This is a genomic window from Paracoccus sp. R86501, assembly GCF_042466435.1.
GTDB lineage: Bacteria > Pseudomonadota > Alphaproteobacteria > Rhodobacterales > Rhodobacteraceae > Paracoccus.
Window position 1 is genome coordinate 205424 of the sequence record NZ_JAXHPZ010000001.1, and the last position, 24556, is coordinate 229979.

Sequence of the window (24556 nt, forward strand, 5' to 3'; positions counted from 1 at the left end):
CATATCACCACCCCAAGCTTATGCCAGCCTGTCCCGAAGGCCCCTGTATCCAAGATGTCACGCGCCTGCGGGAAACCGTATCAGTGCCATGGTGACACCGAACCGTTAGGATTTCCTTTGCGCCCCCTGATCTTGACGGCGATTGCCGCGCTGACCCTGCTGTCCGGCTGTGCCGATGCACCCGTTCAGCAGGACGGAATTACCCTGAACGACCCCTATGAGGCGCAGAACCGCCGTGTTCATGCCTTCAACAAGGGGTTGGATTCCCGTGTCATCGGACCGATCGCCGATCTGGCGCGCGGCAAGGACGCCCCCGATGCCTCCAGCGCGCCTGTGGACCCCGACGCGCCCATCGGGCCGTTGCAGATGGTCATCAACGCCGGACGCAACCTGTCGCTGCCGGTCAAATCCGTGAACGGGTTGCTGCAGGGGCGGCCGGGGAACGCAGGACAGAACCTGTCGCGCTTTGCCATCAACTCGACCCTCGGGCTGGGGGGCATCTTCGATCCGGCGATGGACAGCTTTGGCATTTCCGAACGCGACACCGACTTCGGTCAGACGCTGGCCGTCTGGGGCGTCCCCGAAGGGCCCTATCTGGAACTGCCGGTGCTGGGGCCGTCAACACGGCGCGACGCCGTGGGGCAGGTGGTCGATCTGGCGATCGATCCGCTGTATCACCTGCTGCAGGGTCAGGACCGCGCCGCGGTCTTCGGGCTGCGCGTCGCCTCAAAAGCCGGTGATCGGGCGCGGTTCGGGGACACTGTGGATGGCATCCTGCAGGGAAGTGCGGATAGCTATGCGCAAACGCGGCTGATCTGGCTGATGAACCGCCGCCACGATTTGGGAGAAGAGCGTGCAGATTACGACCCCTATGACGACGCCGATGTCATCGACCCCTATGCGGACTAGGCGACGCGGCTTTCTGGGGCTGCTGGCCTGCGCAAGCGTCGGGACGGTGCTGCCCTTCCGACCCGCGCTGGCGCTGGACGCCAATGGCGCGCGGGCACTGATCGACCGGTCCTTGGGCGAGGTCTATCAGGTCATCAACTCGGGGCAGGCGCCCGCCACGATGTACCAGCAGTTCGAGGCGATCTTTGCCCGCTATGCCGATGTCGACGTCATCGCGCGGTCGGCCCTTGGGCCTGCTGCCCGCCAGACCGATGCGGCGACCTTCGCGGCCTATAAGCAGGCGTTCCAGGGATACATCGGGCGCAAATACGGCAAACGTTTCCACGAATTCATCGGGTCGCGGATCGAGGTGACCGGCGCGCGGCAGTTGAAAAGCTTCTATGCCGTTACTTCGGTCGCGCATCTGAACGGTCGCGCGCCCATGGAAGTCGAGTGGCATGTGTCGGACCGTTCGGGCAAGGATCTCTATTTCAACATCATCATCGAAGGCGTGAACATGCTGGCCAGCGAACGCGCCGAGATGGCGGCGATGCTGTCGCGCCGCAAGGGCGATGTCGCGGCGCTTGCGGCGGACCTGCAACAGGCCGGCTGACAACCCACAGGCCTGGGAATTGAAAAAGGGCACCCATCGGGGTGCCCTTTCGTCGTTTTGGTGGGTGGCCCTGTCAGTTCCCCGACAGGATGCCCTTCAAGGCCTTGCTCAGCGCATCGTCCGAACTGGCGCCGCTGCTGTCGCCAGGGGTCGCTGCCGGATTGCCGCCGCCTTCGCCCGGTGCGGTGATCGTGCGGCCACCCTGCTGCTGGCCGTTCACGCCGTTCATTACGCCTGCCAATGCGGCGGCCAGGGGATCGTCGGGCGATCCGCTGGTGACGACCTTGGGGGTGGTGCCGCCGCTGGACATGATGATGCCGCTGCCGTCCGGCGAAACCGTGGACAGGGCCAGTTCGGGCAGCCCGTCGTGGATTTCCGACATCACACCCTGCCAGATCTCGGCGGGCAGACCGCCACCGGTCACGCCGGTCAGGGGTTTGTTGTCGTCGTTGCCGATCCAGACGCCGGTCACATATTGTTCGGTGAAGCCCACGAACCACGCATCGCGATAGCTGCTGGTCGTGCCGGTCTTGCCCGCCGCCGGACGCGAGCCCAGCTTGGCGCGACCGCCGGTGCCCGAATCGATCACCTGCTGCATCATGTAGATCAGCTGACCCGCGGCGCGCTGGCTGATGACGCGTTCGCCGAAACCGCCGGTCTGGCCCATTAGCGGCTGTTCGTCGCCCTGCACGTTCAGTTCGACCAGACCGTAGGGCGCGACCGAGGTGCCGCCGTTGCGGATGCCCGCATAGGCGCCCGTCAGTTCCAGCAACGTCGCCTCGGATGCGCCAAGACCAAGCGAGGGGCTGCGGGTCAGGTTGCTGACGATGCCGAAATCATGGGCGACGCGGATGACCTCGTCGCGGCCGACGACCTCTTGCAGGCGGATGGTGGCGGTGTTCAGCGATTTCTTCAACGCCTCGGTCAGGGTGACCTGACCATAATAGCGGCGGGTATAGTTCTGGGGCGACCAGTTCTTGCCGCCCGGAATGCGAACGGTCAGCGGGCCATCCTCGATCCGGTCACTGGGCGAATAGCCCGCTTCAAGCGCAGCAGCATAGACGAAGGGTTTGAAGCTGGACCCCGTCTGACGCTTGGCCTGACTGGCGCGGTTGAAGGCGCCGTTCACCGTGGTGTCGCGCCCGCCGATCATGGCGCGCACGGCCCCGTCTGCGGACATGACCACGACGGCGGCTTCGGCGGTCGAACCGTCCTTGACCTTTTCATCGAAGATCCGCTTCAGCGCCCGTTCCGCCGCGCGTTGGATGCGCTGGTCGAATGTCGTGGTGATGGTGACGTCTTCGGTGGTTTCGCTGGTCAGGAAGCCCGGACCGGATTCCATCAGCCAGTCCGCGAAATAGCCCCCCGCACGGGCCTTGGCGGCCTGCGACAGTTCGGCGGGATTGGCGCGGGCCTGCGTCAGTTCCTGATCATCCAGATAGCCTTCTTCGTGCATCAGGCCCAGAACGGTGTCGGCGCGGCTCTGGCTGCGTGACAGGTTCGCGGTCGGTGCGTAATAACTGGGCGCGCGCAGCAGACCCGCCAGCATTGCAGCCTGCTGGGCGTTCACTTCGCTGGCGGGCCGGTTGAAGTAGCGCTGGCTGGCAGCCTCGAAGCCACGCGCACCGGCACCCAGATAGGACCGGTTCATATAGATGTTGAGGATGTCGTCCTTGCTGTACTTGGCTTCCATCGCGAAGGCATAGGGGACCTCCTTGATCTTGCGCCAGACGCCGCCCGACCGGCAGTCGGCCTCGAACTCGGCCTCATTCTTGAAGCGGGTGGGGTCGAAGGTCTCGCCCAGGCACAGCAGCTTGGCGACCTGCTGGGTGATGGTGGAACCGCCGTTGCCGTCCAGCGGCCCGCGTCCGGCGGCCAGGTTGATCTTGATGGCGCTGGCAATGCCGCGCGGGCTGACGCCGAAGTGGCGGAAGAAGCGGCGGTCCTCGGTCGAGATCACGGCCTGCTTCAGCACCGGCGCGATCTTTTCGCTGTTCACCGCACCGAATGTTTCCCCGCGCCACGCGAAGACGCGCTTGTCGCGGTCCAGCATGGTAACGCTGCCGCGCGCGCGCCCGTCGAACAGCTCGGACGCTTCGGGCAGGCTGACATAGAAATAAGCGGTAGCTGCGCCGATGATCAGGGTGACGACCATGGCCAGCCGCCACAGCGACCCCCAGACGACTCGCCAGACCAAGGTCACCAGCGCCGCGATCCAGCCAAAGATGCCGCCGCGGCGGGGTTTGCGGTTCTTGTGACGGGTGACCTTGCGCTGCTGGGTTCCGGTCTTGTCGTCCGACAGGTTGCGCTTGTCGGCAACAGGGCTTTTGCCCGTGCGGGTCGGGGTTCCGGTGGGTCTTTTCATGCCTAGGATGCCTGCGTCTTTGCCATGCCGGTTGATCCGGCCGAGATTGCGCCCAGCCTACAACATGTTTGCCATCAGGGGAATTGGGGTGACCAATCCGTGATGACGGGGGGCGGAACCATGCTGCTGCAAGCCGCGATGCTGCAAGGGACTGCTGCACAGCGTGCAGGCAGCAAGGGCGGCCCTGCGGACATAAGCTGCCTTCTTTATGGGCTTTTGCCCGATTCCGCGCCTGCATATCGGGCAGGGGCGGTTTATGCGCGATCCGACCCTGCGCCAATCTTTGCCGACGCGGTGGAATTGCACATGAAAGGGGCGATGGCAGCCGGACCGGCGGCTGCGGCACGAAGCGAGGTTTAATCACATGAACAAGACCCTTCCGCTCATCGCGACACTTGCGACGTTGGCAGCGTTCCCCGCCGCCGCGCAGGATGCCGCGGCGCCCGCGGAGGCGGCTGCCGCAGTCAGCGCGGATGTCGTCTATATCTTCAACACGCTGCTGTTCCTGATGGGCGGCTTCCTGGTCATGTGGATGGCCGCTGGCTTTGCCATGCTGGAAGCGGGCCTGGTTCGTTCCAAGAACGTGACCACGCAGCTGTTCAAGAACATCTCTCTGTTCGCCATTGCGGGCATCATGTACTGGATGATCGGCTATAACCTGATGTATCCGGCCGACTGGACGGTCAGCGGCATCGTCGGCGAGATCTTCAGCCCCAAGGGCATCGATGCCGTCGGAACCGGCAATGCCGAAGACGGATATTCGGCCGGTTCGGACTTCTTCTTCCAGCTGATGTTCTGCGCCACCACCGCATCCATCGTGTCGGGCACCCTGGCCGAGCGCGTCAAGCTGTGGCCCTTCCTGATCTTCACCGTCGTCCTGACCGGCGTGATCTATCCGATGGAAGCCAGCTGGCAGTGGGGCGGCGGCTTCCTGTCGGAAATGGGCTTCTCGGACTTCGCAGGTTCGACGCTGGTTCACGCGGCAGGCGGCTTTGCGGCCCTGGCAGGCGCGATCGTTCTGGGCGCACGTTCGGGCAAATACCGTCCCGACGGCCGCATGCAGCCGATGCCCGGTTCGAACCTGGCGCTGGCGACCCTGGGCACGTTCATCCTGTGGCTGGGTTGGTTCGGCTTCAACGGTGCATCGCAGCTGGCTATCGGCTCGGTCAATGATGCCGCCGACGTCAGCCGCATCTTCGTCAACACCAACATGGCCGCATCGGGCGGTGCCGTTGCCGCGATCATCGTGACGCAGCTGCTGTACGGCAAGATCGACCTGACCATGGTGCTGAACGGCGCGCTGGCCGGTCTGGTCGCCATCACCGCGGAACCGCTGACCCCGACCGTCTTCGCCTCGATCCTGATCGGTGGTGTCGGTGGTGCGCTGGCCGTCTTCGTGGTCCCAATGCTGGACAAGCTGAAGATCGACGATGTCGTCGGCGCCATCCCGGTCCACCTGGTCGCGGGCATCTGGGGCACGATGATCGTTCCTGCCACCAACGACGGCACCAGCTTCGTCACGCAGGCCATCGGTGTCTTCTCGGTCGGTGCCTTCGTCTTTATCGTCAGCTTCATCGTCTGGACGGTGCTGAAGGTGACCATGGGCATCCGCGTCAGCAAGGAAGCCGAGATCAGCGGGCTGGATATTTCGGAAATGGGCATGGAGGCCTATCCCGACTTCGTCCAGGCCAAGTAACCCCAAGCCATTCAAGGTCTCTTCCCGGAGAGGGGGCGGGTCGCGCAAGCGGCTCGCCCCTTCCGCGTTTCAGGGGGAGCAATGAAAAACGCCCGGACCTTTGCGGGTCCGGGCGTCGGAATTCATAAGGGATGGCTGTCAGGTGACGCGGCTGACCACGAAATCGGCCAGATCGGTCAGCATGTCGCGGATCGGATGTTCCGGCAGGGTCTGCAACGCCGTCTTGGCCTTTGCCGTCCATGCCAGCGCATCATTGCGGGCGGCATCCATCGCACCGTGGCGGGCCAGCAGGGCCAGCGCCTGTTCCAGATCGCCATCGCGCTGATCGCCCTTTTCGATGGTGCGCGACCAGAAGGCGCGTTCTTCGGCGTCAGCCTTGGCCACGGCCTTGATGACCGGCAGGGTCAGCTTGCGTTCGCGGAAATCGTCACCGACATTTTTGCCGATGGTTTCCGTCGCCCCGCCGTAGTCCAGCAGATCGTCGACGATCTGGAAGGCGATCCCAAGCGCGTCGCCGTAATCGAACAGCGCCTGCACCTGATCGGCGGGGGCATCGGCGATCACGCCGCCGACCTCGGTCGCGGCCGAAAACAGCGCCGCCGTCTTGCCGCGCACGACCTGGATATAGATGTCTTCGGTCGTCGCCAGATCCTGCGCGGCGGTCAGCTGCAACACCTCGCCCTCGGCGATGGTGGCGCTGGCATTGGCCAGGATCTCCAGCGTGCGCATGTTGCCGGGCTCGACCATCAGCTGGAAGCTGCGGGCGAACAGGTAATCCCCGACCAGCACGCTGGATTTGTTGTCCCACAGCAGGTTCGCCGTTGGACGCCCGCGGCGCTGGCTGCTTTCATCGACGACATCGTCGTGCAGCAAGGTGGCGGTGTGGATAAATTCGACCGTGGCGGCCAGATGGATGTGATAAGGCCCGCCATAGCCGACCATCTTGGCCGCAGCCAGCGTCAGCATGGGGCGCAGGCGCTTGCCGCCGGCCTCGATCAGATGGGCGGTCACCTCGGGGATGCGGGGCGCGTGGCGGCTGGCCATGCGGTCCCGGATCAGGGCGTTCACCGCCCCCATTTCATCGCTCAGCGCTTCCGACAGCCGGTCCAGCGGTTTGCGGACGTTTTCCTGCAAAGTCATGGCATAATCCCGTATCTGCGGCCCTGCATTGCCATGCCATCGACAATTTCGCAACCGCGGCTTAACGTCCCTGCCATGAAAGAGCTTTTTCGCAGCAATGATCCCGTGCGCATGTCCGCTGCCACCAGCCTGCTGGAGGCCGAGGGCATCGTCCCCTTCCAGATGGACCAGCACATGAGCGTTCTTGAAGGTTCGATCGGCATCCTGCCCGCACGTCTGATGGTGGCAGACCGCGATGAATTCGCCGCCCGCGCGATCCTGCGCGACAACGGGCTGGATGACTGACCTGCAGACGGCTTTCTTAATGCCCGACCGCCTGTCCCATGCGCGGCTTTGATTGACCGCAACGGACCCAAGCTGCACGCCGCCGATCCGGACAGGAATTGCAAAAGTCCCGTGACAAAATCGTCGTGGTGTGCTGCAATCAACAGGTTCGACGAACATAGCCAAGGAGGACGTAATGACGGTTGCTTCTCATGTCGAGGAACTTCGCAAGAAACACCAAAACCTCTCTGATGCCGTTGAAAGGGCACAGAAAAGTCCCGGCACCAAGGATCTGGAGATTTCCCAGATGAAACGCCAGAAAATGCGCATCAAGGAAGAAATTACCCGACTTGCAAACTGATCCCGTTGAACAGAAACATATTCATGACAAGGCCCGCGCAAAATGCGCGGGCCGCTTTCGTTTCAGGGTCGATCACACGAAGAACTGACCGCCATTCGCGCTGAGGGTCGAGCCGGTGATGAAGCCCGCATCCTCGGCCGCCAGAAAGACGACGGCGCGGGCGATTTCCTCGGGTTCGCCAAGACGACCGACGGGGATCTGCGGAATGATGCGTTCGTTCAGCACCTTTTCGGGGATGGCGCGGACCATCTCGGTCCCGATATAGCCGGGGCAGATGGCGTTGACGGTAATGCCCGCCCGTGCACCTTCCTGCGCCAGCGCCTTGGTAAAGCCCAGATCGCCCGCCTTGGCCGCGGAATAGTTCGCCTGGCCGGCCTGACCCTTTTGCCCGTTGATCGAGCTGATGTTGATGACGCGTCCGAACTTGCGGTCGCGCATGCCGCCCCAAACCACGTGGGTCATGTTGAAAACGCCGGTCAGGTTGGTGTCGATGACCTCTTTCCACTGCTGCGGCGTCATCTTGTGGAACATGGCGTCACGGGTGATGCCCGCGTTGTTGATCAGCACTTCGACCGGGCCAAGCTCGCTTTCGACCTGAGCGATACCAGCCGCGCAAGCGTCGTAATCTGCAACCGACCATTTGAAGGTCTTGATGCCGGTTTCATCGGTAAAGGACTTAGCAGCTTCGTCATTGCCTGCATAGTTGGCGGCAACAACATAGCCCGCGTCTTGCAAGGCCTTGCTGATGGCGGCGCCGATCCCCCGCGACCCCCCAGTAACCAAAGCGACTTTCGACATGGATATCCCCCCGTTTATTGAACCTTTGAAATATTGCTACACAGACGAAAATCGGCGCGCAAGAAAATTGCGCGCCGGATATTGGCTTAGCGTTCCAGACACATGGCGACGCCCATGCCGCCGCCGATGCACAGGGTGGCAAGACCCTTCTTGGCGTCGCGGCGCTTCATTTCGAACAGCAGGGTGTTCAGCACGCGGCACCCCGAAGCGCCGATCGGGTGACCGATGGCAATCGCGCCGCCGTTGACGTTCACGATGGACGGGTCCCAACCCATGTCCTTGTTCACGGCGCAAGCTTGGGCCGCGAAGGCTTCGTTCGCCTCGACCAGATCCAGATCACCGACCGACCAGCCGGCCTTTTCCAACGCCTTGCGGCTGGCGGGGATCGGGCCGGTGCCCATGATGGCCGGGTCCAGACCGGCGGTGGCATAAGAGGCGATGCGAGCCAGTGGGGTCAGGCCACGGCGGTTCGCTTCTTCTTCGGACATGACCATCACGGCAGCCGCGCCGTCGTTCAGGCCGGATGCGTTGGCGGCGGTCACCGTGCCGTCGCGGGTAAAGGCGGGGCGCAGTTTCTGCATCGCGTCCATGGTCGCGCCGTGGCGAATGTATTCGTCCTGATCGACGACGGTCTCTCCCTTGCGGGTTTTGACGGTATAGGCCGCGATCTCATCGGCAAAGCGTCCGGCCTTCTGCGCGGCCTCGGCCTTGTTCTGGGATGCAACGGCGAATTCATCCTGCTGGTCGCGGCTGATGGACCAGCGGTCGGCGACGTTTTCCGCCGTCTGACCCATGTGATAGTTGTTGAAGGCATCCCACAAGCCGTCGCGGATCATGGTGTCAATCATCTGCATGTCGCCCATTTTCTGGCCAGCGCGCAGATAGGCGGCGTGCGGGGCCAGCGACATGCTTTCCTGACCGCCGGCCAGCACGATGTTGGCATCGCCAAGAATGACCTGCTGGGCTGCCAGCGCCACGGCACGCAGGCCCGAACCACAGACCTGGTTGATCAGCCATGCCGAAGATTCCTGCGGCAGGCCTGCATTGATATGCGCCTGACGGGCGGGGTTCTGGCCCTGAGCCGTCGTCAGAACCTGGCCCAGGATGGTTTCGCTGATCTCGGCGGGATCGACACCGGCGCGGGCGACGACCTCTTTCAGAACGGCGGCACCCAGATCATGTGCCGGAACGTTCGCGAATGCGCCCATAAAGCTGCCGACGGGCGTGCGTGCGGCAGAGACGATGACGGCTTTGGACATGGTAGGCTCCTTCCCTAGGCGGTCGGACGGGCCGACCTTCAGGGGTCAGGATGCTGTTTCAGGACGTAACGTCAAGCACCGAAACCGCGACCCTTCTCAGCGCACCGCACGCGAGGGTGGTTTTTTCCACGGCGGCGCGATGGTCGGCGCACCGAAGTAATAGCCCTGCAGACAGTCGATCCCAAGGTCGATCAGGAAGCTGGCGTCATCGGCGGTTTCGACCAATTCGGCGACGGTGAACATGTCGAAATGATGGGCAATGGATTGCAGCGCGCGTGTCAGGATCTGGTTGTCGGGGTTGGCTGCGATGGCACGGATGAACTGTCCGTCGATCTTGATCATGTCGAAGCAGAAGTCTCGCAGATAGCGGAACGAGGTATAGCCCGCGCCGAAGTCGTCCAGCGCCAGGCTGATGCCGTATCCCTGAACCTCGGCCATGAAGTTCTGCACTTCGTTCGGCATACCCATGGCCGAGCTTTCGGTGATTTCCAGGATCAGCCGTTCGCCCACCATCGGGTCGTCGGAAATGCCGCGCCGCAGGGTGTTGATCCAGTCGGGGTATTGGATCGAACGTGCCGACATGTTGATCGACAGCCGCAGCGAGGGATCCTCAACCAGCGTCTTCAGTCCAAGCGACAGCGACAGGCAGTCGATCTTGCGGCCCAGTTCGGTGGTTTCGGCCTGGGGCATGAAATCGCGCAGCGGGACAAGGCGGCCACTGTCGTCGATGATGCGGATCAGCCCTTCGTAAAAGGCGGCGGCCTTGGTGCTTTGCGATTGCACGATCGGCTGGAACGCCAGTACGGCGCTGGCCTTTTCCACGGCGGCGGCCACGGCCGAAAGGGTGACGCGATCCTGAAGTCGGATTGCATCTTCCAGCGGCGAACTGTTGTTCTGGTATCTGTCGCTCACGGCGGGCCCCATTCTGTCTGCTCTGCTTGCAGTCTGGCCATGATGACTTAATCTGCGGTGAATCGTCAGTGTTTTCTCAACTCAGGGTTAACGGATGCTTGCTCGTTGCAGCTGGTGCGGCAGTGACCCGCTTTACGTCGATTATCACGATACCGATTGGGGCGTGCCGGAACATGACAGCCGCGCGCTGTGGGAAAAGCTGGTGCTGGACGGGTTTCAGGCGGGGCTCAGCTGGATCACGATCCTGCGCAAACGCCCGGCATTCCGGCAGGAATTCGACGGCTTCGACCCAGCCCGCGTCGCCCTGTGGGACGAGGCTCGTATCGACCGCGCGCTGACCAATCCCGGCATCGTGCGCCACCGCGGCAAGATCACCTCGACCGTCCGCAGCGCCCGCCTGTTTCTGGAAATCGACGCGGACCAAGGCTTCGCCCCTTGGTTGTGGTCGTTCGTCGGAGGCGCGCCCATCCAGAATGCGTGGCCCGACATGGCCAGCGTGCCGACCGCCACCCCCGAATCGATCGCAATGTCCAAGGCGCTGAAAAAGCGCGGCTTCAACTACTGCGGGCCGGTCATCACCTATGCCTTCATGCAGGCGACGGGGATGGTGAACGACCACATCATCCCCTGCCACCGGCATGACGCAGTCAAGGCGCTGTTAGCTGGGTGATTAGTGTCTTGGCCACATCCGAATCCCATTCGGCATCGCCCAGATAGCGCGCGACCTCGGTCCCATCACGGTCGATCAGCACGCTGACCGGCAGGCCGACGACGCCCATGTCGCGGGCGACCATCTGGCGCGGGTCCAGCAGGATCGGCAGGTTTTCGACACCGACCTCGTCGAAGAACGACCGGATCCGGGCCGGGGCGTTGCGGCCCGTGGCGATGGTCACGACCTGAAAGTCGTCACCCCCCAGTTCGGCCTGCAGCCGGTCCAGCGCGGGCATTTCCTCGCGACAGGGCGCACACCATGTGGCCCAGAAGTTCAGCAGCACGACCTGACCCTGATAATCGGCCAGAGTGTGGGTGCCGCCGTCGATGTCGGTAAATTCGGTTTCGCTGATGGGGGCGGCGTCTTCGGTCACCACCAGTTTCGGCAACCCGCCGTCCTTGGCGGCCTGCCAATCCGGGGTTTCGGCAAAGGCGGTGTTTGCACCGAAAACAAGTGCCGTATAAAGCAGGGCGGAACGCAGCATGTGACCTCCGAAGGACTGACATATGACCGACCGGCCCGACAGCACTGATGCCGCCAACAGCATGTGGGGCGGGCGCTTTGCCGCCGGACCCGATGCGATCATGGAGGCGATCAACGCCTCGATCGGTTTCGACCGACGGCTCTACGCCCAGGATATCGCGGGCAGCCGGGCCCATGCCGCCATGCTGGCAGCACAAGGCATCATCAGCGATAACGATGCCAGCGCCATCAGGGAAGGCCTGCTCACCGTCTTGTCAGAGATCGAGGGCGGAGATTTCCCCTTCAAGACCGCGCTGGAAGACATTCACATGAATGTCGAGGCCCGGTTGAAGGAAATCATCGGCGAACCTGCAGGTCGTCTGCACACGGGCCGGTCGCGCAACGATCAGGTCGCCACCGATTTCCGCCTGTGGGTCCGCGACCAATGCGACGCCGCCATCAGCGGCCTGCGCGCCCTGATCGGGTCCGCGATGACACAGGCCGAGGCTGGCGCCGATTGGGTCATGCCCGGTTTCACCCACCTTCAGACCGCGCAGCCGGTCACATGGGGGCATCACATGATGGCCTATGTCGAAATGTTCGGACGCGATCTGTCGCGGTTCCAGGATGCCCGCGCCCGCATGAACGAATCGCCCCTTGGCGCAGCGGCGCTGGCGGGCACCGGCTATCCCATCGACCGTCATGCCACCGCGCAGGCGCTTGGGTTCGACCGTCCGATGGCCAACAGCCTTGATGCCGTCAGCGACCGTGATTTCGCGTTGGAGTTCCTGTCCGCAGCCTCCATCTGCGCCGTCCACCTGTCGCGGCTGGCCGAGGAGCTGGTGATCTGGTCATCTGCCCAGTTCCGCTTTGTGTCGATGTCGGACAAATGGTCCACAGGTTCGTCGATCATGCCGCAAAAGCGCAATCCCGACGCCGCCGAACTGATCCGCGCCAAGATCGGTCGTATCCTGGGGGCGACGGTTGCGCTGTTCACGGTGATGAAGGGCCTGCCCTTGGCCTATTCCAAGGATATGCAGGAAGACAAGGAACAGGTCTTCGACGCCGCCGACCACCTGATGCTGGCCCTGGCTGCCATGTCGGGGATGCTGTCGGATCTGACCGCGAATACCGCCAATCTGGAAGCCGCCGCAGCGACCGGCTTTTCCACCGCCACCGATCTGGCCGACTGGCTGGTGCGCGAATTGGGCCTTCCGTTCCGCGATGCCCATCACGTCACCGGATCGCTGGTCGCCATGGCCGAAGACAAGGGCATCGATCTGCCCGACCTGACGCTGGCGGACATGCAATCGGTTCATGGTGACATCACGCAGGATGTGTTCAGCGTGCTGGGCGTCCACAACTCGGTCGCCTCGCGCCAAAGCTATGGCGGGACCGCGCCTGATCAGGTGCGCGCCCAGATCGCCCGTTGGAAGGAGAAACTGGCATGATGATCCGTCTGTCCCTGTTGGCCGTTCTGGCGCTGGCCGCCTGCGGTGTCGATGGCGCGCCGGAACGTCCCGCGCAAAAGCCCGCCAAAAGCGGCGTGACCATCAGCGGCGATGCCCGCGTCGGCGTCTCGGCGCAGCTGTAATGGATCATTTCCAGTATCAGAACGGCGAATTGCACGCCGAAGACGTCCCGCTGTCGCGCATCGCGGATCAGGTCGGATCGCCCGTCTATGTCTATTCCGCGGCCACGCTGGCTCGCCATTTCGGCCTGTTCCGGCAGGCGCTGGAATGGACCGACCATCTGGTCTGCTTTGCGGTCAAGTCGAACAGCAATCTGGCCGTGCTCAAGCTGATGGGCGATCTGGGCGCGGGCATGGATGTCGTGTCGGGCGGCGAATACCTGCGCGCCAAGGCGGCGGGCGTGCCGGGCGACCGCATCGTCTTTTCCGGCGTCGGCAAGACCGAGGACGAAATGGCCTTGGCCATCCGCGGCGGCATCCGCCAGTTCAATGTCGAATCCGAACCGGAAATGCGCGTGTTGTCGCGTGTGGCCCATGGTCTGGGCGTGACCGTGCCCATCGCCATCCGGGTCAATCCCGATGTCGATGCCAAGACCCATGAGAAGATCGCCACTGGCAAGTCGGAAAACAAGTTCGGCATTCCGATCGCCCGTGCGCGCGAGGTCTATGCCGAGGCGGCGACCCTGCCGGGGCTTCAGGTCGTCGGCGTCGATGTGCATATCGGCAGCCAGCTGACCGATCTGGAGCCTTTCCGCGCCGCCTATCTGAAGGTGGCCGAACTGACCCGCACGCTGCGCGAGGACGGGCATACGATCACCCGCCTTGATCTGGGGGGCGGCCTGGGCATTCCCTATCGCCGCGACAACAACGCCCCGCCCTTGCCGTTGGAATACGGTCAGGTCATCCGCGAGACCGTCGGCGATCTGGGCTGCGAGATCGAGATCGAACCGGGTCGCAACATCGTCGGCAATGCGGGCGTGCTGCTGTCCAAGGTCATCTATGTCAAGAATGGCGAGGATCGCGACTTCCTGATCGTCGATGCGGCCATGAACGACCTGCTGCGCCCTGCGATGTATGGCGCACATCATGACATCGTGCCGGTTGTCGAACCTGCCGTGGCGGCATCCGTCCAGCTCTATGACGTGGTGGGTCCGGTCTGCGAATCGGGCGACACCTTCCAGAAGGGCGCGCAGCTGCCCGAAATGGCGGCGGACGATCTGATCGCCTTCCGCTCGGCGGGGGCTTACGGGGCGGTGATGGCTTCCGAATATAATTCCCGCCCGCTGGTCCCCGAGGTGCTGGTCAGCGGGGATCACTTCGCCGTCATCCGCGCACGTCCGACGTTTGAGGAAATGCTGGCCCGGGATAGCATCCCGGAATGGCTTTGATCGGGCGTCAGAACGAAACCGAACTGCCGGAGGCTGATGGCCCCCGGGCCAAGGGCGCTATTCCGGCAGACATCGGCAGATCCGTGACCCGCGCGCTGACATTGACGCGGTGGGGCATGGCATGGGAGCGCATGGCCGCTGCCTTCTGGCCCTTGGCTGCATTGCTGGCGCTTGGATTTGCCGCGCTGGCCCTTGGCGCGGCGCAGATCATGCCGCTTGCCGTCCTGCCATGGATCGCCGGGATCTGGCTGGCGGCGATCATCGCCGCGGCGGTGATGGGCGGTATCCGTGCGCGACGTCTGGGCCCCCGCGATGCGCTGCTGCGGCTGGACCGCAGCCTGCCCGGACGCCCGCTGACCGCCCTGTCCGACCGCGCGGCCATCGGCGGCGAGGGGGCGCTGTGGCAGGCCCATCTGGCACAGATGCGGCAGGCGGCGCGATCCGCGCGTGCCGTGCCCCCCGACGCCCAGCTGGCACGCCGTGATCCGCTGGCCCTGCGGCTGGTCGCGCTGGTGGCGCTGGTCATGGCGCTGATCTTCGGCGGCACGGGGCAGCTGGGGCAGGGGATCGGCGCGATCGCCGCTACCGTTGCCCCGCGCATGGCCCCGCAACAGACCACCGAGACCGCCCCCGCGTGGGAAGGATGGGCCGAGCCGCCCGCCTATACCCGCCGCCCGACCATCTATCTGAACGCCCTGCGCGCGGACGCGCTGGAACTGCCCAAGGGCAGCCTCGTGCAGTTGCGTCTTTATGGCGACGACCAGCCGCTGGAACAGGACATCGGCCCGCTGCAGGGCGACGATCCGCAGGCGGTGGTGATCCGCGCCGAGGCCTCGGGGTTTTTGCAGGTCGCGGACCGGCGTTTCGACATCACGGTCCTGCCCGATCTGCCGCCCAGCATCGCGCCGGGGCAGGCAGCCTCGCGTCGTGCGGACGGGCGGATGATGCAGGATTTCACCGCCAGCGACGACCACGGGCTGGCCAGTGCGCAGGCGGTGATCGCGCTGGATATGGGCCGCGTGGACCGTCGCTTTGGTCTGGCCGTCGACCCGGATCCACGTGATCCGATCCGGCTGGACCTGCCGCTGCCCTCGCGCGATCGCCGCGATGTCTCGGGGCAGCTGGTGCAGGACCTGTCCCGCCATCCTTGGGCGAACCTGCCGGTCATGCTGACACTGCGGGCGCAGGACGGGATCGATCAGACGGGCCAGTCGGACCCGCAGGCGACCCCGCTGCCGGGGCGGCGTTTCTTCAACCCGCTGGCGGCATCGCTGATCGAGATGCGCCGCGATCTGCTGTGGGCGCGCGCCAATGCCCCCCGCAGCGCGGAAATCCTGCGCGCCCTGACCTGGCAGCCCGAAGGCTTCGTCGAAGACGAGCTGTACGACGAATTGCGCGGCGCCGTCGGGTTGCTGGAGGGGGCGGAGTTCTCGGTCCAGACCCGCGACCGCCTTGCCGAGGCCCTGTGGGAGGCTGCCGTCCAGCTTGAGGATGGCGGGCTGTCGGATGCGCTGCAGGCCATGCGCGACGCGCAGGAAAAGCTGTCCGAGGCCATCCGCAACGGCGCCAGCCCCGATGAAATCCAGCAGCTGATGGACCAGCTGCGCGACGCGACGCAGGATTACACCCGCATGCTGGCCGAGCAGAGCGAGGCACCCGAAGCCGACAGCCCCGACCAGCAGCAGGAACAGGGCCAGCAGATCACCGGCGACCAGATCCAGCAGATGATGGAGGAAATCCAGCGCCTGATGAACGAAGGCCGCATGGCCGAGGCCGAGCAGCTGCTGGAACAGTTCAACCGCATGATGGAAAACCTGCAGGTGCGGCAGTCCAAGGGTCAGCAGGGTGAAGGATCGCAGGGCAGCCAGCCGATGAACCGGCTGGCCGACACCCTGCGCGACCAGCAGCAGCTGTCCGACGAAGCCTTCCGCGAGGCGCAGCGCCAGTTCCGCGAAGGTCAGCCGGGCGATACCGGCGAGTTGGCCGACCGCCAGCAGGCCCTGCGCGACGATCTGGACCGCCAGCGCGAATTGCTGCCCGGTCAGGGCTCGGAACGCGGCGATCAGGCCCGCGACCGCCTGGACGATGCCGGTCGCGCCATGGAGGAGGCCGAGCAGGCCCTGCGCGATGGCGACACCGGCACCGCCATGCAGCGGCAGGCCGATGCCATCCAGTCGATGCGCGACGGCATGCAATCCATGGGCGATATGCTGGCCGAACAGGGTCAGCAGGGCCAGCGTGGTGAACAGGGGCAGCAGGGTCAGACCGGCGGTGCGGATGGCAGCGGTCAGGCCGGCGGCGATCCGGGGACCGACCCGCTTGGCCGCCAGCAGCCGACCGGCACCAACCAGATCACCGGAGAGGGCGTTGACGGCCCGGGCCAGAACCCCGCTGCGCGTGCCAAGGACCTGCTGGATGAAATCCGTCGCAGGATGGGCGATCCGGGGCGCTCGGCTGCGGAACTGGACTATCTGGACCGGCTTGGGGACCAGTTCTAGGGCGCTTGGTTCCGCACCTTATCGCGGGATCAGCGTGGCCGACAGCCATTGGCGGGCCTGATCGACCTCGGCCCGCATACCACTTAGCTGATCGGCCAGCGGCAACCCCTTGGCGGCCATCATCGGGGTCGCCAGATACAGCGCCAACAGGGCCGCCGTCACCAGCATCGAGATGCCGAACCCCGTCCCATACCCCCGCGCCGCGCGGGACTGCGGGGCGGTTTCGGGCAGAATGTCACTGGTGGGGACGGTTCGGGGCTTTACTGCAGGCTTGGGCGTTGGTTCGGAACGCTGTGAGGCGGGCTTCGGGGTGGGCTGTGGGGAAGGGCTGCGGTGCGGCAGATGCCGGATGACCGTCGGCGTGGTGGAACGCCGCGCTCCGTTGTCGTCGGATTTCTGCGCGGGCAGGGTCACCGTGGTCGCGGGCCAGTCGTTTTCGGCCATGGGGCTGTCCGAGACTGCGGGGCGGGGGGCATCGGGGTCCTCCTCGGCGGCGCGCAGGCGGCGTTCGTGTTCGACCTCGTCGCGCAGGATGTCCAGCACGTCGGGCGACAGCCGCTTGCTGGCGGGACGCAGCGGCGCGGGGGCCTCATCCCGATCGCCGGGCAGATGGGCGGTGAAATCCGCAAGGTCCAGCGGACGTGACGGGTCCTTGGGACGCTGCGCCTGCCAGACACGTTCGCAGCGGCTGCATTCGACTTCGCGGCCGGCTGCGGGGATCGCATCCTGCGGGACGACATATTCCGCGCCGCACCCCGGACAGTTCAACCTAAATTCAGCCATGCCACCCTCGCAATCGTCTTGTGGCTGTTCTATCAAGCGCAGGTCCGGCTTCCAAGACGCGCCGGATGCAAATGCTCCGCGAAAGACGGGCTGAAACGGAAAAGAGGTGGCGCTTGATCGAGATGCGGGATGTCGGGTTCGGCTATCACGGCAGGGCCGAACTGTTGTCGGGGATGACGCTCAGTCTGCAGCCGGGCATGTTCCACTTCCTGACGGGGCCGTCGGGGTCGGGCAAGACGACGCTGCTGCGTCTGTGCTATGCCGATCTGCTGCCGACGGCGGGACAGATGACGGCCTTCGGCCATGAGATGCGCGATCTGTCGCGCGACGATATTTCAGACCTGCGCCGCCGCGTGGGCGTGGTCCATCAGGAGCCCCAGTTTCTGGACCATCTGCCGGTGGCCGAAAACGTCGCCCTGCCGCTGAGCGTGGCGCATGAACCCGTGGACATGGACGCCCTGCGCGACCTTCTGGGCTGGGTTCAGCTGTCGCAGCACGCACGCGCGCTGCCGCCGTCGCTGTCGGGGGGCGAACGTCAACGCGCGGCGCTGGCGCGGGCGGTGATCCTGTCGCCGGACCTGATCCTGGCGGATGAACCGACCGGCAACCTAGATTGGGACATGTCCATGCGCCTGATGCAGTTGCTGATCGAGTTGAACAAATCGGGCAAGACCGTGCTGGTCGCGACCCACGACCTGAACCTGATCCGCGCCACCAAGGCGCAGGTGACGGCGCGGGTGCTGCGCATTTCGGGCGGGAACCTTCAGCTGGCGGGGGCCGATCTGTGAAACGGAGCAAATCTTTGGCACTGAACCTGATCACCCTTGGCAGAAGCCTGCTGCGTGACGAAGGTGGCAAGGGCGACCGCATCGTGCCGCCGACGGGCTTTACCGCGCAGCTGACGTTGTTCTCGGCGGGCGCGATGGCGTTTCTGGCGGTCTTTGCGCTGGCGCTGGCGCTGGCGACGGGGCGGCTGGCAGATCATTGGTCCACCCAGCTTGCGGGCTCGGTCACGGTACGCATCAGCGCGCCGGCCGATCAGCAGGACGGGCAGGTCCAATCGGCGCTGCAACTGCTGCGCACCACCCCCGGCACGGGCGAACCGCGCCAGCTGCCGCAAGACGAGTTGGCCAAGCTGCTGGAACCCTGGTTCGGCCCCGACATGCCGGTCGATGCCCTGCCGGTGCCGGCCCTGATCGACCTGCCCATCCAAGGCGACGATTTCGACGCCCAAGGGCTGCGCCTGCGCCTCGAGGCCGAAGTGCCGGGCGCCATTCTTGACGATCACACCGAATGGCGCCGCCCGCTGGTGTCGGCGGCCAAGCGGCTGCGGATGCTGGGGATCGTGTCGCTGCTGTTGATCACCGCGGCTTCGGCGGCCATGATCACGCTGGCGGCCAAGGCGGCATTGGCTGCCAATGGCCAGGTCATCCGCGTCCTGCGCCTGATCGGGGCGCGCGATCTGACCATCGCCACCGCCTTCGTGCGCCGCTTTACCCGCCGTGCCGCCATCGGTTCGGCCATCGGGACGGTGCTGGGCGTGGGCGCGGTCTCGATCCTGCCCGACGCCAGCGCGGCAGGCGGGTTTTTGACCGGCCTCGGCTTTCAGGGCTGGGACTGGCTGATGCCGCTGTCCATCCCGCTGATCTCGGCTGCGGTGGGCTTTCTTGCCACCCGTTGGGCGGCGCTGAACATGTTGGAGGCCGTCCGTTGACCGACCGCGCCGTTCCCGCGCCCCTTGGGGCCTGGCAATACGTCCAGAACGTCCTTTATTACCTGCATGTCGCGCTGGCAACGCTGGTGATCGGGCTGATCGGCCTGCCGCAGATGCGCCACGGGCGTGCGGGGGCAAACCGGGTGGCGACGCGCTGGATCGGCTATATGATCTGGGCGGCCAAGCTGCATCTGGGGCTGACCTGCGAAATCCGCGGCACGCCGCCCACCGGCGATTGCATCATCGCGGCCAAACACCAAAGCTTCTGGGACATCCTGGTCATTGCCCATGCCGTCCCGCGCCGCGCCTTCATCATGAAACGAGAGGTCATGCGCGTGCCCGTCATGGGCTGGTACGCATGGAAGGTCGGCTGCATTCCGATCGACCGTGGCAAGGGCCGCGACGCAATGGGCGTGATGTCAACCGAGGTCAAGCGCCGCATGGCCGATGACGGCGTCGGCCAGCTGATCATCTATCCCGAAGGCACGCGCACCCTGCCGGGGCAGCGCAAGCCCTATAAGCACGGCGTCGCTTCGCTGCGGGCGGGGACCGGGCTGCCGGTCGTGCCGGTCGCGGTGAATGCCGGCATGTTCTGGCCGCGCAGTGGCTGGGGCATCCGCCGCGGTCGTGCGGTGGTCGAATTTCTGCCCGCGATCACGGCGGACCAGCCGCAGGCGGGTCTGATGAAGCAGCTGGAAAGCCGGATCGAGACCGCCTCGGACCGTCTGATGGCCGAGGCCGGGTTGCCCGTTCCGGCATCGACGGACGGCACCGATGATGCCGCCCGCCCCTGATCAGCGCAACTCGTAGTATTTCGGGATATGCGGCCCTGCCGGGGGCAGCCCGATGTCGCGCCGCATATGCGGGCTGAGGTGATAGGCGTCGGGCGGCCTCGGTCTTTTCCGCCGCCTGATCAGCAGCGCCCGGAACAGGGCGAATGTCACCGCCGTCGCACCGTGACGGGCGATCAGGCGGTGCAGGGCGGGACGCAGGGCAGGGGCCTGCGGCGTCATCTGGGCAATCATCATTGCAGTCCTTTCGACAGCGGACATGGCTGTGCCATGACCGGGATGCGGGGTGTTGAAGGGTGGGATCAGCCCATGCGGACAGGCCGCGTGAAAGCGGTCGGTCAGGTCAGGGCATCGTTTGGATTTGCCTGTTCAGGCGGTCAGTAGCGGCTTTGTCGCGACTGCTGGCCATCACGCAGGGATTGGGCGGCTGTGGTGATATTGGTCATACGTGCGGCCCCTCCTTTATCGGTACGTGATACGGGCAAGGCGGAAGCTGCCCGATTCGCTGCAGTTCGCGCAAGTCTGCAAATGCCGACAGCCGCCCATGACAGGCGGCTGTGGCGGATTGGTCACAAAGGCGTGTGGATCAGGCGGCCAGCGAATGGGCACCCATGGCCCGGAATTTCTGGCGGCGATCGGCGATCAGATCGGCGGGGGATTTATCCGCCAGATCGGCCAGCATGGCGGCGATTTCCGCGCCGACCTTGGTGATCGCGTCTTCGGGCAGGCGCTGCGCACCGCCCATCGGTTCGGCGATGATGCGGTCGATGACGCCCAGCTTCTTCAGGTCCTGTGCGGTCAGGCGCAGGGCTTCGGCTGCGTCGCGCATCTTGTCACTGTCCTTCCACAGGATCGAGGCGCAGCCCTCGGGCGAGATCACCGAATAGATCGAGTGCTCCAGCATCGCGATCCGGTTCGCCGTCGCAAAGGCCACGGCCCCGCCCGATCCGCCTTCGCCGATGACGACGCTGACCAGCGGCACGCCGATCTCAAGGCACTTCATCGTGCAGCGGGCGATCGCCTCGGATTGGCCGCGTTCCTCGGCGCCCTTGCCGGGATAGGCGCCGGGCGTGTCCACCAGCGTGATGACCGGCAGGCCGAAGCGATGCGCCATGTCCATCAGGCGGATCGCCTTGCGGTATCCCTCGGGGCGCGCCATGCCGAAGTTGTGGTGGATGCGCGACTTAGTGTCATTGCCCTTTTCATGGCCGATCACCACGCAGGGCGCGTCGTTGAAGCGCGCCAAACCACCCATGACCGCATGGTCGTCGCCAAAGGCCCGGTCGCCTGCCAGCGGGGTGTAATCGGTGAACAGCGCGTTGATGTACTGGCTGCAATGGGGCCGGTCGGGATGACGCGCGACCTGGGTTTTGCGCCAGGGCGTCAGGTTGCGATACATCTCTTTCAGAAGATCGCCGGCTTTCTTGTCAAGCGCGGCGGCCTCTTTCTCGACGTCGACGGCACCATCGCCCTTGCGGGCCATCGTGCGAAGTTCCTCGGCCTTGCCCTCGATGTCGGCAAGCGGCTTTTCGAAATCCAGATAGACCATGGGTGATGCTCCGGGCGTTCGGTTTTGGGCTGTATATGCGGGGTCGCGGGTGGTTGCAACGCGGCCCTATTGAAGATCGGCAAAGGCATCCTGCAGCCGCCGGACTGCCTGTTCCACCAGCGCGCGGGGCGTGGCGATGTTGAAGCGCAGGTAATCCTGCCCGCCCGCACCGAAGGTCGCGCCGTGATTGGCGGCGATCCGCGCGCCCTTCTGCACGCGGGCGGTGAATTCATCGGGCGCCATGCCGGTCCCCGAACAATCGACCCATGACAGATAGGTGGCCTGCAGCGGCATCGACCTGAGCCCCGGAATGGCATCGATGCCCGCGTCGAAGATCCGGCGGTTGCCGTCCAGATATTCGACCAGCGCATCGACCCAGGCCGCCCCTTCGGGTGAATAGGCGGCCGCGACCATATCCATGCCAAAGATCCCCGGCGATATTCCCGCCGCCGCCAGCGCCCCCTTGAAGCGCGCCCGCAGGTCGTCATCGGCGATGATCGCATTGCCGATATGGGCGCCCGCGATGTTGAAGGTCTTGGTCGCCGCCGTCAGCGTGATCAGCCGGTCGCTGATATCGGGGGCGACGGTGGCCATCATCTGGTGGCGCGGACTGCCCGGCATGACCAGATCGCAGTGGATGTCGTCTGACACCAGAATCAGATCGTGGCGCAGGCAGAAATCGGCGACCTGGCGCAGTTCTTGGGCGGTCCAGACGCGGCCGCCGGGGTTATGCGGCGAACAGAGGATCAGCAGCTTTTCGTGGCCCTTCAGCATGGGTTCCCACGCGTCCCAGTCCATCCGGTACTGCCCGTCGTGCAGCGCCAGCGGCAATTCCACCAGATCGCGATCTTGGGCGCGGATGATGCGGGCAAAGGCGTGATAGACCGGCGACATCACGATCACCCCGTCGCCCTTGGCCGTGAAGGCGTTCAGCGCCATGCCCACCGCGTTCACCAGACCCGCGCAGGTCAGAACCCAACCCGGCTGGATCTGCCAGCCGTGGCGGTTCTGCATCCACCAGCAGATCGCGTCCAGATAGGGGCGATGCGCGCCGGGATAGCCATAGATCCCGTGATCGGCCACCCGCTGGACCGCATCCTGCACGGCCTGTGGCGGGCGGAAATCCATATCGGCCACCCACATCGCCAGCCCGTCATCGGGGTCCACGCCGTAAGCCGCCTGCATGTCGTCCCACTTGCTGCAATGCGTTCCCTTGCGGTCGATGATCTGGTCGAAATCGGGCTGGCTCATGAGGTCCTCGTGATTTTCGCGTTCCGCCCTGCATACGCCTGTTGTTGCTTATGGTGAAGTCATGCCCTAAATCGCGGGACATGAGCCTGAGACCCATCCTGATCCATCCCGATCCCCGCCTGAAAAAGGTGGCGGAACCGATCGCGCGCATCACGCCCGAGATCGAGACATTGGCCGCCGACATGCTGGCCACTATGTATGACGCGCCCGGCATCGGTCTGGCCGCGCCGCAGATCGGCATAGGCGCCCGCATCTTCGTGATGGACGCCACCCGCGACCCCGAGGCCGAACCCGCGCCCGTGGTCATGGTCAACCCGCAGATCACCTGGACCTCCGAGGCGCTGAACACCTATGATGAAGGGTGTCTGTCGATCCCGGATCAATATGCCGATGTGACCCGCCCCGCCGAACTGCGGATGGAATGGCTGGGGCTGGACGGCAAGACCCATGAACAGGACTTCGACGGCCTTTGGGCCACCTGCGCCCAGCACGAGCTGGACCATCTGGACGGCATCCTGTTCATCGACCATCTTTCCGCCATCAAGCGCCAGATGATCACGCGCAAGATGGTCAAGTTCAAGCGAGAGCAGGCCCGTGGCTGACAGGCACCTCCCCGCAGCGCCGATCCCCCCTGTCCTGACAGGCGATCTGGCAGCGGGGAAGGTACGCGGGATCCTGCGGTACCCCGATCCGGTGCTGTTCACCCGCTGCGACGCCGCGGGATATCTGCCCCAGTCCGAACTGCGCGACATGGCCGCCGATCTGTTGGCGACCATGTATGACGCCAACGGGCGTGGCCTTGCCGCCCCGCAGATCGGCATATCGCGGCGCATTTTCGTCATGGACGCCGGTTGGAAAGACGGCCAGCCCGACCCGCTGGTCATGCTGGACCCCGAAATCGTCTGGCGTTCCGCCGAAACCGGCGCCGATGTCGAAGCCTGCCTTTCCATCCCCGACCAGCCTGTGTCGGTGACGCGACCGCTTGCCATCACCATCGGCTGGTATGATCTGCAGGGCCGCCACCAGACACGACCGATGTCCGGCGCCGCCGCCCGCATCGCCCAGCACGAGGCCGACCATCTGGACGGCCGCCTGATCCTGAAGGACATTCCCCCCGCATGACCGTTCGCCCGTTTCTGCCCTATACCGATCCCCGCCTGCACCGCGCCGCCGAAGCCGTCGCTGACATCACCGACGACATCCGCGCGATCTGGACCGACATGATCGACACGATGAACGCGATGCCGGGCGTGGGGCTGGCCGCGCCGCAGATCGGCGTGATGCTGCGCCTTGCGGTGGTGGATGCGTCCGAAGCGCGCGGTCAGGCCATCCGCATGGCCAACCCCGAGATCCTGCATGTCAGCGGGAAGTTCCGCGAACATGACGAAGCCAGCCCCAACCTGCCCGGCGTCCACGCCACGATCAGCCGCCCCCGCGCCCTGACCGTGCGTTTCCTGAACGACCAGGGCGAGGTCGAGGACCGCGATTTCGTCAACCTCTGGGCCACCAGCGTCCAACATCAGATCGACCACCTGAACGGCAAGATGTATGTTGATCATCTGACGCCGCTGCGCCGCAAGATGCTGGTGCAGAAATCGGCCAAACTGGCCCGTCGCTGATCCAACAACAGAAAGGCTTTCG

The 24556-nt window shown here is 64.9% G+C and carries 26 protein-coding genes; 16 read left to right on the forward strand and 10 right to left on the reverse strand.

Going from position 1 to position 24556, the window contains the following annotated elements; all coding sequences use genetic code 11:
* Window positions 1-117 precede the first annotated feature (117 nt).
* Complete coding sequence (locus tag SJY40_RS01075; RefSeq protein ID WP_378941742.1) at window positions 118-909, forward strand: VacJ family lipoprotein; 792 nt, start codon at window positions 118-120, stop codon at window positions 907-909.
* Complete coding sequence (locus SJY40_RS01080) at window positions 899-1501, forward strand: phospholipid-binding protein MlaC (protein ID WP_378941744.1); 603 nt, start codon at window positions 899-901, stop codon at window positions 1499-1501. The genes SJY40_RS01075 and SJY40_RS01080 overlap by 11 nt, the downstream gene beginning before the upstream one ends.
* Window positions 1502-1574: 73 nt before the next feature.
* On the opposite strand, the gene SJY40_RS01085 is transcribed toward SJY40_RS01080, so the two are convergent.
* A complete protein-coding gene (locus SJY40_RS01085) occupies window positions 1575-3866 on the reverse strand; it encodes a transglycosylase domain-containing protein (RefSeq protein ID WP_378941746.1) in 2292 nt (763 codons plus the stop codon).
* Window positions 3867-4230: 364 nt separating this feature from the next.
* On the opposite strand from SJY40_RS01085, the gene SJY40_RS01090 reads away from it, so the two are divergent.
* A complete protein-coding gene (locus SJY40_RS01090) occupies window positions 4231-5562 on the forward strand; it encodes an ammonium transporter (protein ID WP_378941749.1) in 1332 nt (443 codons plus the stop codon).
* A gap of 138 nt (window positions 5563-5700) precedes the next feature.
* Here SJY40_RS01090 and SJY40_RS01095 read toward each other — a convergent pair whose 3' ends face one another.
* Window positions 5701-6702, reverse strand: a complete 1002-nt coding sequence (locus SJY40_RS01095; protein ID WP_378941752.1) for a polyprenyl synthetase family protein — start codon at window positions 6700-6702, stop codon at window positions 5701-5703.
* Window positions 6703-6777: 75 nt separating this feature from the next.
* Here SJY40_RS01095 and SJY40_RS01100 point away from each other — a divergent pair, with 75 nt between their 5' ends.
* Window positions 6778-6987, forward strand: coding sequence for a DUF2007 domain-containing protein (locus SJY40_RS01100; protein ID WP_108501884.1), 210 nt, complete (start codon window positions 6778-6780; stop codon window positions 6985-6987).
* Window positions 6988-7162: 175 nt separating this feature from the next.
* Window positions 7163-7327: a YdcH family protein gene (locus SJY40_RS01105; protein ID WP_378941753.1), complete on the forward strand. Its 165-nt coding sequence runs from the start codon at window positions 7163-7165 to the stop codon at window positions 7325-7327.
* Between the two features lie 72 nt (window positions 7328-7399).
* On the opposite strand, the gene phbB is transcribed toward SJY40_RS01105, so the two are convergent.
* From phbB to SJY40_RS01120, 3 genes are all read right to left on the reverse strand, one after another.
* Complete coding sequence (phbB, locus tag SJY40_RS01110; protein WP_378941755.1) at window positions 7400-8125, reverse strand: acetoacetyl-CoA reductase; 726 nt, start codon at window positions 8123-8125, stop codon at window positions 7400-7402.
* A gap of 86 nt (window positions 8126-8211) precedes the next feature.
* Window positions 8212-9384, reverse strand: coding sequence for an acetyl-CoA C-acetyltransferase (locus tag SJY40_RS01115; protein WP_378941757.1), 1173 nt, complete (start codon window positions 9382-9384; stop codon window positions 8212-8214).
* 96 nt (window positions 9385-9480) lie between these two features.
* Complete coding sequence (locus SJY40_RS01120) at window positions 9481-10296, reverse strand: EAL domain-containing protein (RefSeq protein WP_378941759.1); 816 nt, start codon at window positions 10294-10296, stop codon at window positions 9481-9483.
* Between the two features lie 94 nt (window positions 10297-10390).
* Between SJY40_RS01120 and SJY40_RS01125 the strand changes: the two genes are divergently transcribed.
* On the forward strand, window positions 10391-10966 hold the full coding sequence (locus SJY40_RS01125; protein WP_378941762.1) for a DNA-3-methyladenine glycosylase I: 576 nt from the start codon (window positions 10391-10393) through the stop codon (window positions 10964-10966).
* Here SJY40_RS01125 and SJY40_RS01130 read toward each other — a convergent pair.
* Window positions 10944-11492 carry a TlpA disulfide reductase family protein gene (locus SJY40_RS01130; RefSeq protein ID WP_378941764.1) on the reverse strand — a complete coding sequence of 183 codons (549 nt, stop codon included), beginning with the start codon at window positions 11490-11492 and terminating at the stop codon, window positions 10944-10946. The two genes, SJY40_RS01125 and SJY40_RS01130, sit on opposite strands and share 23 nt — an antisense overlap.
* Window positions 11493-11514: 22 nt before the next feature.
* Here SJY40_RS01130 and argH point away from each other — a divergent pair, with 22 nt between their 5' ends.
* Genes argH through SJY40_RS01150 form a run of 4 tightly spaced genes read left to right on the forward strand, consistent with a single transcriptional unit; the run spans window position 11515 to window position 16827 of the window.
* On the forward strand, window positions 11515-12921 hold the full coding sequence (gene argH, locus SJY40_RS01135; RefSeq protein ID WP_378941766.1) for an argininosuccinate lyase: 1407 nt from the start codon (window positions 11515-11517) through the stop codon (window positions 12919-12921).
* Entirely contained in the window at window positions 12918-13064 is a 147-nt protein-coding gene (locus tag SJY40_RS01140; RefSeq protein WP_378941769.1) for a hypothetical protein, read from the forward strand. The genes argH and SJY40_RS01140 overlap by 4 nt, the downstream gene beginning before the upstream one ends.
* Window positions 13064-14329, forward strand: a complete 1266-nt coding sequence (gene lysA / locus SJY40_RS01145) for a diaminopimelate decarboxylase (RefSeq protein ID WP_378941771.1) — start codon at window positions 13064-13066, stop codon at window positions 14327-14329. Before SJY40_RS01140 ends, lysA begins: the two co-directional genes overlap by 1 nt.
* Entirely contained in the window at window positions 14320-16827 is a 2508-nt protein-coding gene (locus SJY40_RS01150) for a DUF4175 domain-containing protein (RefSeq protein WP_378941773.1), read from the forward strand. The genes lysA and SJY40_RS01150 overlap by 10 nt, the downstream gene beginning before the upstream one ends.
* Window positions 16828-16845: 18 nt before the next feature.
* Here SJY40_RS01150 and SJY40_RS01155 read toward each other — a convergent pair whose 3' ends face one another.
* Window positions 16846-17610 carry an MJ0042-type zinc finger domain-containing protein gene (locus SJY40_RS01155; RefSeq protein ID WP_378941775.1) on the reverse strand — a complete coding sequence of 255 codons (765 nt, stop codon included), beginning with the start codon at window positions 17608-17610 and terminating at the stop codon, window positions 16846-16848.
* Window positions 17611-17723: 113 nt separating this feature from the next.
* On the opposite strand from SJY40_RS01155, the gene SJY40_RS01160 reads away from it, so the two are divergent.
* The 3 genes from SJY40_RS01160 to SJY40_RS01170 are packed head-to-tail and all read left to right on the forward strand — an operon-like array spanning window position 17724 to window position 20118.
* Window positions 17724-18398 (forward strand): cell division ATP-binding protein FtsE, encoded by a 675-nt coding sequence (locus tag SJY40_RS01160; RefSeq protein ID WP_378941777.1) that lies wholly within the window; start codon window positions 17724-17726, stop codon window positions 18396-18398.
* A 14-nt stretch (window positions 18399-18412) separates the two neighbouring features.
* Complete coding sequence (locus SJY40_RS01165) at window positions 18413-19324, forward strand: cell division protein FtsX (protein ID WP_378941780.1); 912 nt, start codon at window positions 18413-18415, stop codon at window positions 19322-19324.
* Window positions 19321-20118, forward strand: a complete 798-nt coding sequence (locus SJY40_RS01170) for a lysophospholipid acyltransferase family protein (protein WP_378941782.1) — start codon at window positions 19321-19323, stop codon at window positions 20116-20118. The genes SJY40_RS01165 and SJY40_RS01170 overlap by 4 nt, the downstream gene beginning before the upstream one ends.
* Here the strand turns inward: SJY40_RS01170 and SJY40_RS01175 are convergent, their stop codons facing one another.
* The 3 genes from SJY40_RS01175 to SJY40_RS01185 all read right to left on the reverse strand — a co-directional run bounded on the left by SJY40_RS01175 (window position 20119) and on the right by SJY40_RS01185 (window position 22915).
* Entirely contained in the window at window positions 20119-20349 is a 231-nt protein-coding gene (locus SJY40_RS01175) for a hypothetical protein (RefSeq protein ID WP_378941784.1), read from the reverse strand. It abuts the gene before it with no gap.
* 352 nt (window positions 20350-20701) lie between these two features.
* Complete coding sequence (locus tag SJY40_RS01180; protein WP_378941787.1) at window positions 20702-21664, reverse strand: acetyl-CoA carboxylase carboxyltransferase subunit alpha; 963 nt, start codon at window positions 21662-21664, stop codon at window positions 20702-20704.
* Between the two features lie 66 nt (window positions 21665-21730).
* Window positions 21731-22915 (reverse strand): MalY/PatB family protein, encoded by a 1185-nt coding sequence (locus tag SJY40_RS01185; RefSeq protein ID WP_378941789.1) that lies wholly within the window; start codon window positions 22913-22915, stop codon window positions 21731-21733.
* A gap of 80 nt (window positions 22916-22995) precedes the next feature.
* Here SJY40_RS01185 and def (SJY40_RS01190) point away from each other — a divergent pair, with 80 nt between their 5' ends.
* Genes def (SJY40_RS01190) through def (SJY40_RS01200) form a run of 3 tightly spaced genes read left to right on the forward strand, consistent with a single transcriptional unit; the run spans window position 22996 to window position 24534 of the window.
* Window positions 22996-23517, forward strand: coding sequence for a peptide deformylase (def, locus tag SJY40_RS01190; protein WP_378941791.1), 522 nt, complete (start codon window positions 22996-22998; stop codon window positions 23515-23517).
* The gene (def, locus tag SJY40_RS01195; RefSeq protein WP_378941795.1) at window positions 23510-24037 is read left to right on the forward strand and encodes a peptide deformylase; all 528 of its coding nucleotides are present in this window, start codon (window positions 23510-23512) and stop codon (window positions 24035-24037) included. The genes def (SJY40_RS01190) and def (SJY40_RS01195) overlap by 8 nt, the downstream gene beginning before the upstream one ends.
* Window positions 24034-24534, forward strand: coding sequence for a peptide deformylase (gene def / locus SJY40_RS01200; RefSeq protein WP_378941797.1), 501 nt, complete (start codon window positions 24034-24036; stop codon window positions 24532-24534). The genes def (SJY40_RS01195) and def (SJY40_RS01200) overlap by 4 nt, the downstream gene beginning before the upstream one ends.
* Window positions 24535-24556 lie beyond the last annotated feature (22 nt).